Below are 13,640 nucleotides of genomic sequence, written 5' to 3'. Positions count from 1 at the left end.
CCCCCCCGCCCCACCCCCCTCCCCTCACCCCGCCTCCTACCTCCCGCCTCCCGCCTCCCGGAAGCGACCAAGCCCCATGTCCAGCCCCTCACCCCAAACCCTCGCCCCACCGCACCGACCCTCGACAACCCCACCCGCGATCCCGACCGCCCTCCCGCCCGACCCCTGCCTACGCGCACTGGCCGAGCGGCACGGGCTGACCGTCAGCGGCGCTCGGCCCCCGCTGCGGGAGTACACCCGCCGCCTGTGGGCGCGCCGGCACTTCATCGCGGCCTTCGCCACGGCGCGGCTGACCGCCACGTACACCACGGCGCGCCTGGGGCAGCTCTGGCAGGTGGTGACCCCGCTGCTCAACGCGGGCGTCTACTACTTGATCTTCGGTGTGCTGCTGCACACCAGCCGCGGCATCCCGAACTTCATCCCGTTCCTGTGCACCGGCATCTTCGTCTTCACCTTCACCCAGTCCACGGTCCTGGCCGGTACCCGTGCCGTGTCCGGCAGTCTCGGCCTGGTCCGTGCCCTGCACTTCCCGCGGGCCGCGCTGCCGATCGCGTACACCCTCGTCCAGCTCCAGCAACTCCTGTTCTCCATGGGGGTGCTGGCGGCCATCGTGCTGATCTGCGGCGTGCCGCTGACGTGGCACTGGCTGCTGATGATCCCCGCGCTGCTGCTCCAGTCGGTCTTCAACACCGGGCTGGCCCTGGTCATGGCCCGGGTCGGCGCGAAGACCACGGACACCGCGCAGTTGATGCCGTTCGTGCTGCGTACCTGGATGTACGTATCCGGCGTCTTCTACAACCTCTCCGCGTTCACCGGTAGCGCGCCGCACATCGTCTCGGTCGCCCTGAACTGCAATCCCGCCCTGATCTACATCGACCTGATGCGCTACGCCCTGATCGACACGGTGCGTGCGCAGGACCTGCCGCCGCACGTGTGGCCGCTGGCCCTGGGCTGGGCCCTGTTGGCGGGCGTCGCCGGATACGTCTTCTTCTGGAAGGCGGAGGAGGAGTACGGCCGTGGCTGAGACCACCGTGAAGCACCCGCCCGCCCCCGCATCCGAACCCGCGCCCTCCTCCGTACCCGAATACGGCACCGCCGACGACCGCACCCCCACCGTCATCTGCGACAACGTCCACATCGTCTACAAGGTGCACGGCGGCGGCAGCGGCAAGGGCAGCGCCACCGCGGCCCTGCAGCGCATCGTCCGCCGCAAGCCCTCCACCAGGGTGCGCGAGGTGCACGCCGTCAAAGGCGTCACCTTCGTCGCCCACAAGGGGGAGGCGATCGGCCTGATCGGTTCCAACGGGTCCGGGAAGTCCACGCTGCTGCGCGCCGTGGCCGGGCTGCTCCCGCCCGCCGCGGGCCGGGTCTACACCCACGGCCAGCCGTCCCTGCTGGGCGTGAACGCCGCCCTGATGAACGACCTGACCGGCGAGCGCAACGTCGTCCTCGGCGGGCTCGCCATGGGCATGTCCCGCCAGGAGATCCGCGACCGCTACCCGGACATCGTGGAGTTCTCCGGCATCAACGAGAAGGGCGATTTCGTCTCGCTGCCGATGCGTACGTACTCCTCCGGCATGGCGGCCCGGCTGCGCTTCTCCATCGCCGCGGCGAAGAGCCACGACGTCCTGATGATCGACGAGGCGCTGGCGACGGGCGACCGCGCCTTCCAGAAGCGTTCCGAGGCCCGTATCCGCGAACTCCGCGCGGAAGCCGGCACGGTCTTCCTGGTCAGCCACAACAACACGGCGATCCGCGACACCTGCGACCGGGTGCTGTGGCTGGAGAAGGGCGAACTGGTCATGGACGGCCCGACGGACGAGGTCGTCACGGCGTACGAGAAGTCCGCCAAGTAGGGCGCCGGGTACAAGCAGGCACGGCACCTGGACAAACGACGGCGGCGCGGCCCGGCAGGAACCGGACCGCGCCGCCGTCACGGCATGGTGCGCGTCAGCTGTGCGTACGCAGCAGCGTCCGCATCGTCCGCATGGCGACCGAGAGGTTCGCCAGGTCGAAGCCCTCCGACCCGTGGATCTCCTCCAGTGTCGTGCGGGCGCGTCCGAGGATGGCCGCGTTCTTCTCCTCCCACGCCTTGAACCGCTCCTCCGGCGTGGCGGAGTCGCTGCCCACCGACAGGACGTCGCTGGTCAGCGCCGCGTGCGCGGCGAAGAGGTCCTCGCGGATGGAGGCGCGGGCCATCGACTGCCAGCGGTCGTTGCGCGGCAGCTCCAGGATGCGGTCCAGGAGCTGGTTGATGCGCAGCCGGTCACCGAGGTCGTAGTAGACCTCCGCGACGGCCAGCGGCTCCTTGCCCGTACGGTCCGCGATGGCCACGATGTCCAGCGCCGGGAAGGCCGAGGAGAACCCGGCGACCCGGGTGGCCAGCTCCATCGGCACGCCGGCCTCGGTCAGCTCGTCCAGGATGCGCTGGTGCCACTCCAGGTCGCCGCCGCGCAGCAGCTTCGGCAGTTCGGCCCAGACGCCGGCCACCCGGTCCGCGAAGAAGTCGATGGTCTCCGACAGCTCCAGCGGCTGCGGGCGGTTGTTGAGCAGCCAGCGGGTGCCGCGCTCCACCAGTCGCCGCGAGTGCAGCCGGATGCGGGTCTGCACGTCGGCGGCGACGGTGTTGTCCAGCGCCTCGACGTCGTCCCAGACCGTCCCGAGCCCGAAGATCGCGCGGGCCGCGGTGTGCGCCCGTACGACCTCTTCGAGCGAGGCGCCGGTCTCTTCCCGCATACGGTGCAGGAAGCTCGTACCGCCGGAGTTGACGGTGTCGTTGACCAGCACCGTCGTGACGATCTCGCGGCGCAGCGCGTGGGCGTCGACCTGCTCGGCGAACTTCTCGCGCAGGGCGCTGGGGAAGTAGGCGTGCAGCAGGTGCTGGAGGTACGGGTCGTCCGGCAGCCCGGTCTGGATCAGCGCGTCGGAGACCGTGATCTTCGTGTACGCGAGGAGTACGGCGGTCTCGGGCTGGGTCAGGCCGCGCCCGGCGTTCAGCCGCTCCTTGATCTGCTGGTTGCTGGGCAGGAACTCCAGCGCCCGGTCCAGGTGCCCGTCGCGCTCCAGGCGGCGGATGAAGCGCGCCTGGGCGGGGAGCATGCTGGCGCACTGCGCCTGGGCGAGCGCGAGGGCGGTGTTCTGCGCGTAGTTGTTGCGCAGCACCAGCGAGCCGACCTCGTCGGTCATTTCGGCCAGCAGCTTGTTGCGCTGCTTGACCGTCAGGTCACCGTCCGCGACGACCGAGTTGAGCAGGATCTTGATGTTCACCTCGTGGTCGGAGGTGTCCACACCGGCGCTGTTGTCGATCGCGTCGGTATTGATCTTGCCGCCGTTGCGGTCGAACTCGATCCGGCCGAGCTGGGTCAGGCCCAGGTTGCCGCCCTCGCCGACGACCTTCACCCGCAGGTCCTCGCCGTTGACGCGGATGGCGTCGTTGGACTTGTCGCCCACGTCCGCGTGCGACTCGGCCGACGACTTCACGTACGTACCGATGCCGCCGTTCCACAGCAGGTCCACCGGCGCCCGGAGGATGGCGCGCATCAGGTCGGTGGGAGTCATCTTCTTGACACCCGCCTCAAGGCCGAGGGCGGCCCGCACCTGCGCGTTGATCGGGATGGACTTGGCGGTACGGGGGTGGACGCCGCCGCCCTGCGACAGCAGGCTCGTGTCGTAGTCCGCCCACGAGGAGCGCGGCAGCTCGAACAGCCGGCGGCGCTCGGCGTACGAGGTGGCCGCGTCCGGGTTCGGGTCCAGGAAGATGTGCCGGTGGTCGAACGCGGCGACCAGCCGGATGTGCTCGCTGAGCAGCATGCCGTTGCCGAACACGTCACCGGACATGTCGCCGACACCCACGACGGTGAAGTCCTCGGTCTGGGTGTTGACGCCCAGCTCGCGGAAGTGCCGCTTGACCGACTCCCAGGCGCCGCGGGCGGTGATGCCCATGCCCTTGTGGTCGTAGCCGGCGCTGCCGCCGGACGCGAACGCGTCGCCGAGCCAGAAGCCGTACGACTCGGCCACCTCGTTGGCGATGTCGGAGAACGTCGCGGTGCCCTTGTCGGCCGCGACGACGAGGTAGGTGTCGTCCTCGTCGTGCCGTACGACGTCCGCCGGGTGCACGACCTCGCCGCCGACCAGGTTGTCGGTGATGTCCAGCAGACCGGAGATGAACGTCTTGTAGCAGGCGATGCCCTCGGCCAGCCACGCGTCGCGGTCCACCGACGGGTCCGGCAGCCGCTTGCCGACGAAGCCGCCCTTGGCGCCCACCGGCACGATGACGGTGTTCTTGACCATCTGCGCCTTGACCAGGCCGAGCACCTCCGTACGGAAGTCCTCCCGCCGGTCCGACCAGCGCAGACCACCGCGCGCGACCTTGCCGAAGCGCAGGTGGACGCCCTCGACGCGCGGCGAGTACACCCAGATCTCGTACGCCGGGCGCGGCGCCGGCAGGTCCGGGATGGCCTGCGGGTCGAGCTTCATCGACAGGTAGGCGTGCGGCTCGCCGTCGCTGTTCTTCTGGTAGTGGTTGGTGCGCAGCGTCGCCTTGATCACGGTCAGGAACGAGCGCAGGATGCGGTCCTCGTCCAGGCTCGCGACCTGGTCCAGCGCGCCGTCCAGCTCCTCCAGCAGCCCGTCGGTCAGCTCGGTGCCGGCCCGCTGCCGCTCCGGCGACATCCGCGCCTCGAAGAGGCTGACCAGCAGCCGGGTGGTGTGGACGTTGTTGGAGAGGGTGTCCTCCATGTACGTCTGGCTGAACGTCGAACCGGCCTGCCGCAGGTACTTGGCGTACGCGCGCAGCACCATCGCCTGGCGCCAGTTCAGGCCGGCCCGCAGCACCAGCTTGTTGAAGTTGTCGCTCTCCGCGCGGCCGGTCCACACCGCCGTGAAGGTGTCCTGGAACCGCTCGCGCGCGTCGTCGCCGTTCATCCGCTCGGGGATGCGCAGCCCGAAGTCGTAGACCCAGGCGGTGGTGCCGTCGGTGCAGCGCAGCTCGTGCGGGCGCTCGTCGACGACCTCGACGCCGAGACGGTTCAGCAGCGGCAGGACCTTGGACAGCGAGACCGGCTCACCGGTCCGGTAGATCTTGAAGCGGCGCTCGTCGGGGCCCGCGCCGACCGGCTCGTACAGGCTGACCTCGAAGTCTCTGCCGGCCGCCGCGTCCAGCTTCTCCAGGTGCTGGAGGTCGGCGACCGCGCTGCGCGGCGGGTTGTCGGCCTTGTAGCCCTCGGGGAAGGCGTGGTTGTAGCGGCGCAGCAGCTCGGCTGCCTTCTCCTCGCCGACCTCGGCGGTCAGCGCCTCCGCGAAGCCGTCGGCCCAGGACCGGGCGGCCTCGACCAGGCGCGCCTCGATGCGCTCGGCGTCCGCGTCGGTGAGGTCCGGCAGCGTCGCGCCGGGCTGGACGCGGACGACGAAGTGCAGCCGGGAGAGGATCGACTCGGTGTTCCAGGCGGTGAAGTCGACGCTGATGCCGCCCAGTTCCTCCTTGAGGATGTCGATCAGCCGCAGCCGTACGGCGGTGGTGTAGCGGTCGCGCGGCAGGTAGACCAGCGCGGAGTAGTAGCGCCCGTACTCGTCCTGGCGCAGGTACAGCCGCAGCCGGCGGCGCTCCTGGAGGTACAGGACGCTGGTGACGATGGACTGCAGCCGGTCGACGGGCGTCTGGAACAGCTCGTCGCGCGGGTACGTCTCCAGGATCTGCAGCAGGTCGCGGCCGTCGTGGCTGTTGGCGGTGAAGCCCGCCGCGTCCAGGACCTCGGCGACCTTGCGGCGGATGACCGGCACCCGGCGTACGGACTCGGTGTACGCGGCCGAGGAGAACAGGCCCAGGAACCGGCGCTCGCCGATGACGTTGCCGTCCGCGTCGAACTTCTTCACGCCCACGTAGTCGAGGTACGAGGGGCGGTGCACGGTGGAGCGGCTGTTGGCCTTGGTCAGGATCAGCAGCCGGTGCTCGCGGGCCTTGGCGCGCGCGTCCTTGGGGAGCCGGTTGAAGGACGGGGAGACGGGGTGGCCGTCGTCGCCCTCGCTGTGCGCGGGGTCGGAGCGCAGGATGCCCAGGCCGGTGCCGGCCACGGCGGTCAGCACATCCTCCTCGTCGCCGGTCTCGCCGGGGGCCGAGGTCAGCTCGTACTCGCGGTAACCGAGGAACGTGAAGTGGTCGGCGGCCAGCCAGCGCAGCAGCTCGCGGGCCTCGTCGACCTCCTGGTCGCGCAGGTCGTCGGCGGTCGGCTCGGTGGGCAGCTCATCGGCGATGCGCAGCGCGGCGTCGCGCATCTTCTCCCAGTCCTCGACGGCCTCGCGCACGTCGGACAGGACGCGCAGCAGATCCTTGGTGATCTGCTTGAGGTCGGCGCGGTCGGTCTCCCGGTCGATCTCGACATGGATCCACGACTCGATCAGCGCGTCGTGCGGCAGGTCCTTGCCCTTGCCCTTGCCCGACTTGTCCTTGCCGGTCGTGCCGTGCGCGTCGCACGTGTTGTCGAGGACCTCGATCAGCTTGCCGGTCACATCGCGGCGGACGATGACCTGCGGGTGGATCACGACGTGGATGCCGCGGCCCTGACGCGACAGCTCGTTGGTGACCGAGTCGACGAGGAAGGGCATGTCGTCGGTGACGACCTCGACGACGGAGTGGCTGCACGTCCAGCCGTTCTCCTCGACCGTCGGGGTGTGCACCCGGACGTTCGCGGTGCCCTGGGGGCGATTCTCGGCCAGCCGGTAGTGGGAGAGCGCGGCGCCGAAGACGTCCACCGGATCACGGCCGGTGAGGTCCTCCGGCGCGGTGTGCAGGTAGTAGCGCTGGAGGTATCCCAGGAGGGTGTCCGGGTCGAGGCCCTGTACCGGTGCCTGTCCCCCGGCCGGGCTGCTCTCAGCGACCCGGGCGGCCCGCGCGAGCAGCTCGGTCTTGGCTTCGTCCAGCTTGGTCTGCATGTCCTCTGGCTCCTGTCGCGCGCCGTTGCGTGACGTCGTGGATGAGATCCGTGGAAGCTGCACAGCACCGGAGCGACCGGTGAGGGTTCCCCCGCCACAGCGCGGGGAAGAGTCCGGTCGAAGACGACACTGTGCCGCGATGTGCGATGACCCGGCCGTGGGGCGCGGCTCCACAGGGAGCCGGCGTACGGCCGCGGTCGCAACGATCAGCGGTCGCCCGGCCGCCTTGCTGTTCCGGGCGCAGGGCGAGGGCCTCGGTGCCCCCGCGGGTTATCGCGCTGATCACGATGCAAGGCTATCGCTCTCGGTACGGGTGCCGTCATGGTCCAGCTGTGTACAAAACCACTAGCCGAAATTTGACGATCCGGACAGCGACGCGACGCGGCGGCGCCACCCCTGGAATCCCACGGTATCCCGCGGGGGCTTGGCAAGCACGGCGATCCGGAGGACGTTGAGCGGGACACCGAGGAGCGGTCGATCCGCGCGCGAATGTGATGAACAGCACGCCCGCGCGGGTCACGCAACCCAGCGGAGGTGGACGGCATGGCCGCCAAGATCCTGATCGTGACCGGCGACGCGGCGGAGTCCCTGGAGGTCCTCTACCCCTACCAGCGGCTGCGCGAGGAGGGCTACGACGTGCACATCGCGGCGCCCGCCCGCAAGACGCTGCGCCTGGTCGTGCACGACTTCGAACCGGGATTCGACACCTACACCGAGAAGCCCGGCTACACCTGGCCCGCCGACCTGGCCTTCTCCGAGGTGGACCCGGGGCAGTACGCGGCCCTCGTGGTGCCCGGCGGGCGGGCGCCCGAGTATCTGCGCAACGACCCCGAGCTGCGCAAGCTGGTGAAGTCCTTCTTCGACGCGGACAAGCCGGTCGCCCAGATCTGCCACGGCCCGCTGCTGACCGCCGCCATCGGCGGACTCAACGGGCGCCGCGTCACCGCCTACCCCGCCCTCGAAATGGACATGCAGGGCGCGGGCGCCACCTTCCGCGACGCCGAGGTCGTCGTCGACGGCACGCTGGTCTCCTCCCGCGCCTGGCCGGACCACTCCGGCTGGATGCGCGAGTTCATCGCGGTGCTGCGGACGAAGGCGCCGGTCACGTAGGGGTACCGGCCGCGGCTCGCGGGGCGGGACTCACGGACCGGGCCTGGCCGCGGGCCCGACCGGCGTACGGCGTACGGCTACGCGGCGATGTCCTGGGCCGCCTCCACCGCCTCCGCGAGGGTGTCCACCACCGGCACCCCCGCGGCCGCCAGACTGGCACGGCTGTGCGAACCGCCGGTGTAGAGCACCGCGTGCGCCCCGGCGTGGCGGGCCGCGACGGCGTCGTCGACCGCGTCACCGATCACGACCGTACGCGCCGGGTCTATTCGGCCCGTACCGTCCGGCGCGGCGGGCCCGGCGGTCAGGGCCGCGAGGTGGCGCACCATGTGCTCGCTCTTGCTGCCGCCGGAGGGGCCCGTACGGCCGTCCACGCGCACGAAGCGCGACGCGATGCCGAAGCCGCGCACCAGCGGCATCAGCTCGTCGTGTCCGTACATGCTCAGGATCGACTGGCTGCGGCCCGCCCGCTGCCAGCTCTCCAGCAGCCCCTCCGCACCCTCGGCGAGCCCGCAGGCGGGCCGGTGGGTGGCATAGTGCCGGTGGAACGCCTCATCCATGACCAGCCACTCGTCCTCCGTCGGAAGCCGGCCCATCAGCCGCTCGTAGAACCGCGGCACCGGGACGCAGTACAGCTCCCGGTAGCGTTCGAGGGTGATCGGGGGCAGCCCGAGCTCGGCGAAGGCGGCGTTGGTCGCGCCCATCACCGCGTCGGTGTCGTGAAAGAGCGTGCCGTTCCAGTCCCAGACGATGTGCGTCACGTTCGACCCCATGCCAAAACCGTACCCGGGACCACTGACAGGCCAGTCATGGGCGGGGGCGGCATGGGGCTGTGGGGCGTCGGGGGGCCTATGGGGTCGTGGGGCGTCGGTGATCCGATGGGCCTGCGGGTCGTCGGGGGTCCGACGGGGCCGCGGGTCGATAGGGGGCCCACCGGCCTGCGGGACGTCAGGGGTCCGACGGTTCGCGGGCCGACAGGGGGTCCCATGGGCCTGCGGGCCGGCAGGAGGTCTCAGGGGGCCGCGGGCCGTTAAGGATCCCACGGGGCCGCGGGTCGGCAGGGGCCCCTGGGTCCGCGGACCGGCAGGGATCCGACGGGTCCGCGAACCGACAGGGGATCCCACGGGCCCGCGGGCCGACAGGAGGTCCCACGGGCCCGCGGGCCGGCAGGGACCCCACGCGTCCGCAGATCGGCAGGGATCCCACGGGCCTGCTGGCCGACAGGGCCCCCTCGGGCCCGCCGGCCGTCACGCGATCAGGTTGGGGATCTCCTGTACGCCGAACCACATCAGCTCGTGGTCCTCGGCGCCGTCGACCGTGAACCGCGCGTCGTCGTCGCCGAGGTCGGCGGCGCCCAGCGCGTCGGCGGCCGCCGCGACGTCCTCGGCCGCGTCGTCGGAGTCCACGTGCACCGCGGCGGCCTTCGCCATCGGCACCGGCCCCGCGATCCGTACCTCGCCCAGCGCCGCCTGGTCCAGGCCGCGGTCGGGGTCGGCGACGGCCGCGCCGTCCGGTACGTCCACGGCCACCACGACCCGGCGCCGCGGGGCCTGCGGGTCGGCCGCGAGCCGGCGCAGCGAGCCCTGCGCGGCCCGGTTCAGCGCCGCGTACTCCAGTTCCTCGATGTCGTCGGAGACGTACCACTCGCGCAGCGCGGGGGTGACGGCGTAGGCGTCCAGCGGGCCGGGGCCCAGCTCCCCGGCTTCGTGCGCCGCCGCGAGTCCGGGCAGGGTCAGGGGGACATACACGCGCATGGCTGCCGCTTCCGCTCACTTCGCCGGTCCTGGAAAAATCTGCCCGGCCAGCATACGGGCGCGCGTTCCCCGCCGTGCTCCGGCGCCTGCCACCCCGGCGCCGCCCGGCACCATGCGCGGGCCACCACGCGCCCTTAGCACCCACCGCCACACCCCAACGGGTGAATCCGCGGACCGGCACGCGGACCGATCGCAGGCGCTTGCCGCTGCCGTCGCGCCGTCGGTAGAAGAACCCCACCGAAGCTACTGCCCGGTATCCACCGGGCCGGCCGAACGGGGGCCCACCATGACCGTCACCACCCAGTCCGACACCCGCACGCCCACCCGCACCCGCTCCCTCAGGGGCGCCTCCACAGGGCCGGGCCGTCCCCGTACCGGCCCACCAGGGCGCCACGACTCCCGGCGACCGGCCGGGCCGCGTACCGCCCCGGCCTCCGCCGGCCGGCTCCGGGCCTCCCCGCCCGCGCCGCACGACTGGTTCGCCGAGCAGCTGCTGCTCACCCTCAGTGGCCGGCGCCCGGTGCACGCCCTGCTGGGCCACGCGCTGCCCGCCGCGTACGACCGTCTCGTGGAGCTGGCCCCGCAGGCGCCGCTGCGGCCCACCGCCTCCGGAGCGGGCCGCCGCGCACCGGCCCCGGCGGTCCGCCACTGCGGCCTGTGCCGGCCGCGCCCGGACGTCATCGAGGCGTTCGCCCGCATCGCCTCCGGCGAGCGGCTGCGCGCCCTCGCCTTCCGGCTGGAGCGGGGCGGCGACGCCCGGTGGCGCTGCGCCGCCCTGGACATCGGCCCGTCCAGCCCGGTCTGGTGAGCCGCCGGGCGCCGCGGAACACAGGCCGGGGCGCCGCGGCTCGATGCCACGGCGCCCCGGCCCCACGCGCTCCGTCGAGCGCCGATCACGTCACTTCTTGCGGCGACGCCCGCCGCTCTTCTGGGCCTTACGGCGTTCGGCGCGCGTCAGGCCGTCCGACTCCGAGCGGGCCGGGGCCGCGTCCTCGCTGGTGAAGTCGCCCTCGACGACACCGCCCTCGCCGTCCACGGTCGGCGCGGAGAAGTGCAGCCGGTCCGGGCGCTGCGGGGCCTCCAGGCCCTTGGCGTGGATCTCCGGGCGGCCGGCGCCGGCGGGCACCGCGTCCTGCGCGTCCTTCTCCAGCGAGGTCCGCTCCTCGGCGTCCGCCACCGGAACCTCCTCGACCTGCTGCTCGACCTGGACCTCCAGGTTGAACAGGTAGCCGACGGACTCCTCCTTGATGCCCTCCATCATGGCGGTGAACATGTCGAAGCCCTCGCGCTGGTACTCGACCAGCGGGTCCTTCTGGGCCATCGCCCGCAGGCCGATGCCCTCCTGGAGGTAGTCCATCTCGTAGAGGTGCTCGCGCCACTTGCGGTCCAGTACGGACAGCACCACACGGCGCTCCAGCTCGCGCATGATGTCGGAGCCGAGCTGCTCCTCACGGGCCGCGTACTGGAGGTGGATGTCCTCCTTGACGGCCTCGGCGATGAAGTCGGCGGTGATCCCGGCGCGGTCGCCGACCTCCTCCTCCAGCTCCTCGATCGTCACCTTGACCGGGTAGAGCTGCTTGAACGCGCCCCACAGGCGGTCCAGGTCCCACTCCTCCGCGAAGCCCTCGACCGTCTCCGCCTGGATGTAGGCGTCGATCGTGTCGTCCATGAAGTGCTTGATCTGCTCCTGGAGGTCCTCGCCCTCCAGGACGCGGCGGCGCTCGCCGTAGATGACCTCGCGCTGCCGGTTGAGGACCTCGTCGTACTTCAGGACGTTCTTACGGGTCTCGAAGTTCTGCTGCTCGACCTGCGACTGGGCGGAGGCGATGGCGCGCGTCACCATCTTGTTCTCGATCGGCACGTCGTCGGGGACGTTGGCCATGGCCATGACCCGCTCGACCATCTGGGCCTTGAACAGGCGCATCAGATCGTCGCCGAGGGAGAGGTAGAAGCGGGACTCGCCGGGGTCGCCCTGGCGGCCGGAGCGGCCGCGCAGCTGGTTGTCGATACGGCGCGACTCGTGGCGCTCGGTACCGAGGACGTACAGCCCGCCGAGCTCCTTGACCTCCTCGAACTCCGCCTGGACCGCGGCCTCGGCCTTCTCCAGGGCGGCGGGCAGCGCGGCCGCCCACTCCTCGACGTGCTCGACCGGGTCCAGGCCCTGGGCGCGCAGCTCGGCCTCGGCAAGGTCGTCGGGGTTGCCGCCGAGCTTGATGTCCGTACCACGGCCCGCCATGTTCGTGGCGACCGTGACGGCGCCCTTGCGGCCGGCCTGCGCGACGATCGACGCCTCGCGGTCGTGCTGCTTGGCGTTGAGCACCCGGTGCGGCACACCGCGCTTGTCGAGCTGCTGGGAGAGGTACTCGGACTTCTCCACGGAGGTGGTGCCGACCAGGATCGGCTGGCCCTTCTCGTGCTTCTCGACGATGTCCTCGACGACCGCGGCGAACTTGGCGACCTCGGTGCGGTAGATCAGGTCCGCCTGGTCCTTGCGGATCATCGGCCGGTTCGTCGGGATGGGCACGACGCCCAGCTTGTAGATCTGGTGGAACTCGGCGGCCTCGGTCATGGCCGTACCGGTCATACCGGACAGCTTGTCGTAGAGGCGGAAGAAGTTCTGGAGGGTGATCGTGGCGAGCGTCTGGTTCTCGTCCTTGATCTCCACCCCTTCCTTCGCCTCGATCGCCTGGTGCATGCCCTCGTTGTAGCGGCGGCCGGCGAGGATACGGCCGGTGTGCTCGTCGACGATCATGACCTCGCCGTCGATGACGACGTAGTCCTTGTCGAGCTTGAACAGCTCCTTGGCCTTGATCGCGTTGTTCAGGTACCCGACGAGCGGCGTATTGACCGATTCGTACAGATTGTCGATACCCAGCCAGTCCTCGACCTTGGTCACACCGGACTCGTGGATGCCGACCGTGCGCTTCTTCTCGTCAACGTCGTAGTCGCCGGTCTCCTCGATGCCGCGCTGCGGGTTGGCGGCCTCGCCCTTCTTCAGACGCTGCACCAACTTGGCGAAGTCGCCGTACCACTTGGTGGCGGAGTCCGCGGGACCGGAGATGATCAGCGGCGTACGGGCCTCGTCGACCAGGATCGAGTCGACCTCGTCGACGATCGCGAAGTTGTGGCCGCGCTGCACCAGCTCGTCCTTCGACCAGGCCATGTTGTCGCGCAGGTAGTCGAAGCCGAACTCGTTGTTCGTGCCGTACGTGATGTCGCGGCTGTACTGCTCGCGGCGCTCCGCGGGCGACATGTTGGCCAGGATGCAACCGACCGTGAGACCGAGGAACTTGTGGACCCGGCCCATCATCTCGGAGTCGCGCTCGGCCAGGTAGTCGTTGACCGTGATCAGGTGCACGCCCTTGCCGGAGAGCGCGTTCAGGTACGCCGGGAGCGTACCGACCAGGGTCTTGCCCTCACCGGTCTTCATCTCCGCGACGTAACCCAGGTGCAGGGCCGCGCCGCCCATCAGCTGGACGTCGTAGTGGCGCTGGCCGAGCACGCGCTTGGCGGCCTCACGGACGGTCGCGAACGCCTCGGGCAGCAGGTCGTCCAGCGACTCGCCGTCGGCGAACCGCTCCTTGTACTCATCGGTGAGCGCCCGCAGCTCTGCGTCGGAGAGGGCCGCGAAGTCCTCCTCGATGGAGTTGACCTGGCCCGCGATGCGGTGCAGTTTGCGCAGGATCTTTCCTTCGCCTGCACGCATGAGCTTGTTGAAGACGGACACTTGGGCTGGTCTCCTTGCCGGTCGGGCCTGGCGCTGGGGGTACCCCCCGCCGCAGGCAGGGGGAGGGTGCGCGGGCGCGGCATTTTTCCAAGGGGCAGGCCCCGCCGCAACGGCCATCGTAAAGG

The 13,640-nt window shown here is 70.8% G+C and carries 8 protein-coding genes; 4 read left to right on the top strand and 4 right to left on the bottom strand.

The window, feature by feature from the left end; genetic code table 11:
* Positions 1-76 precede the first annotated feature (76 nt).
* Together ADK86_RS09965 and ADK86_RS09960 are read left to right on the top strand one after the other, a co-directional pair.
* Positions 77-1,024 carry an ABC transporter permease gene (locus ADK86_RS09965; protein WP_053696243.1) on the top strand — a complete coding sequence of 316 codons (948 nt, stop codon included), beginning with the start codon at positions 77-79 and terminating at the stop codon, positions 1,022-1,024.
* Positions 1,017-1,856: an ABC transporter ATP-binding protein gene (locus ADK86_RS09960; protein ID WP_053696242.1), complete on the top strand. Its 840-nt coding sequence runs from the start codon at positions 1,017-1,019 to the stop codon at positions 1,854-1,856. Before ADK86_RS09965 ends, ADK86_RS09960 begins: the two co-directional genes overlap by 8 nt.
* Before the next feature lie 94 nt (positions 1,857-1,950).
* On the opposite strand, the gene ADK86_RS09955 is transcribed toward ADK86_RS09960, so the two are convergent.
* Positions 1,951-6,927 carry an NAD-glutamate dehydrogenase gene (locus ADK86_RS09955; protein WP_053696241.1) on the bottom strand — a complete coding sequence of 1,659 codons (4,977 nt, stop codon included), beginning with the start codon at positions 6,925-6,927 and terminating at the stop codon, positions 1,951-1,953.
* 543 nt (positions 6,928-7,470) lie between these two features.
* Here ADK86_RS09955 and ADK86_RS09950 point away from each other — a divergent pair.
* Complete coding sequence (locus ADK86_RS09950) at positions 7,471-8,037, top strand: DJ-1/PfpI family protein (RefSeq protein WP_003982183.1); 567 nt, start codon at positions 7,471-7,473, stop codon at positions 8,035-8,037.
* A gap of 77 nt (positions 8,038-8,114) precedes the next feature.
* Here ADK86_RS09950 and ADK86_RS09945 read toward each other — a convergent pair whose 3' ends face one another.
* Together ADK86_RS09945 and ADK86_RS09940 are read right to left on the bottom strand one after the other, a co-directional pair.
* A complete protein-coding gene (locus ADK86_RS09945) occupies positions 8,115-8,807 on the bottom strand; it encodes an HAD family hydrolase (protein WP_053696240.1) in 693 nt (230 codons plus the stop codon).
* 474 nt (positions 8,808-9,281) lie between these two features.
* Positions 9,282-9,788, bottom strand: coding sequence for a DUF6912 family protein (locus ADK86_RS09940; protein ID WP_003982185.1), 507 nt, complete (start codon positions 9,786-9,788; stop codon positions 9,282-9,284).
* A 286-nt stretch (positions 9,789-10,074) separates the two neighbouring features.
* On the opposite strand from ADK86_RS09940, the gene ADK86_RS09935 reads away from it, so the two are divergent.
* Complete coding sequence (locus ADK86_RS09935; protein WP_053696239.1) at positions 10,075-10,596, top strand: Rv3235 family protein; 522 nt, start codon at positions 10,075-10,077, stop codon at positions 10,594-10,596.
* Between the two features lie 90 nt (positions 10,597-10,686).
* Here ADK86_RS09935 and secA read toward each other — a convergent pair whose 3' ends face one another.
* The gene (gene secA / locus ADK86_RS09930) at positions 10,687-13,515 is read right to left on the bottom strand and encodes a preprotein translocase subunit SecA (RefSeq protein WP_053696238.1); all 2,829 of its coding nucleotides are present in this window, start codon (positions 13,513-13,515) and stop codon (positions 10,687-10,689) included.
* Positions 13,516-13,640 lie beyond the last annotated feature (125 nt).

This window comes from Streptomyces sp. NRRL F-5755, from assembly GCF_001279365.1.
Classification (GTDB): domain Bacteria; phylum Actinomycetota; class Actinomycetes; order Streptomycetales; family Streptomycetaceae; genus Streptomyces; species Streptomyces rimosus.
Note: the sequence above shows the minus strand (reverse complement) of the source record. Positions and strands in the feature narration are given on the sequence as shown.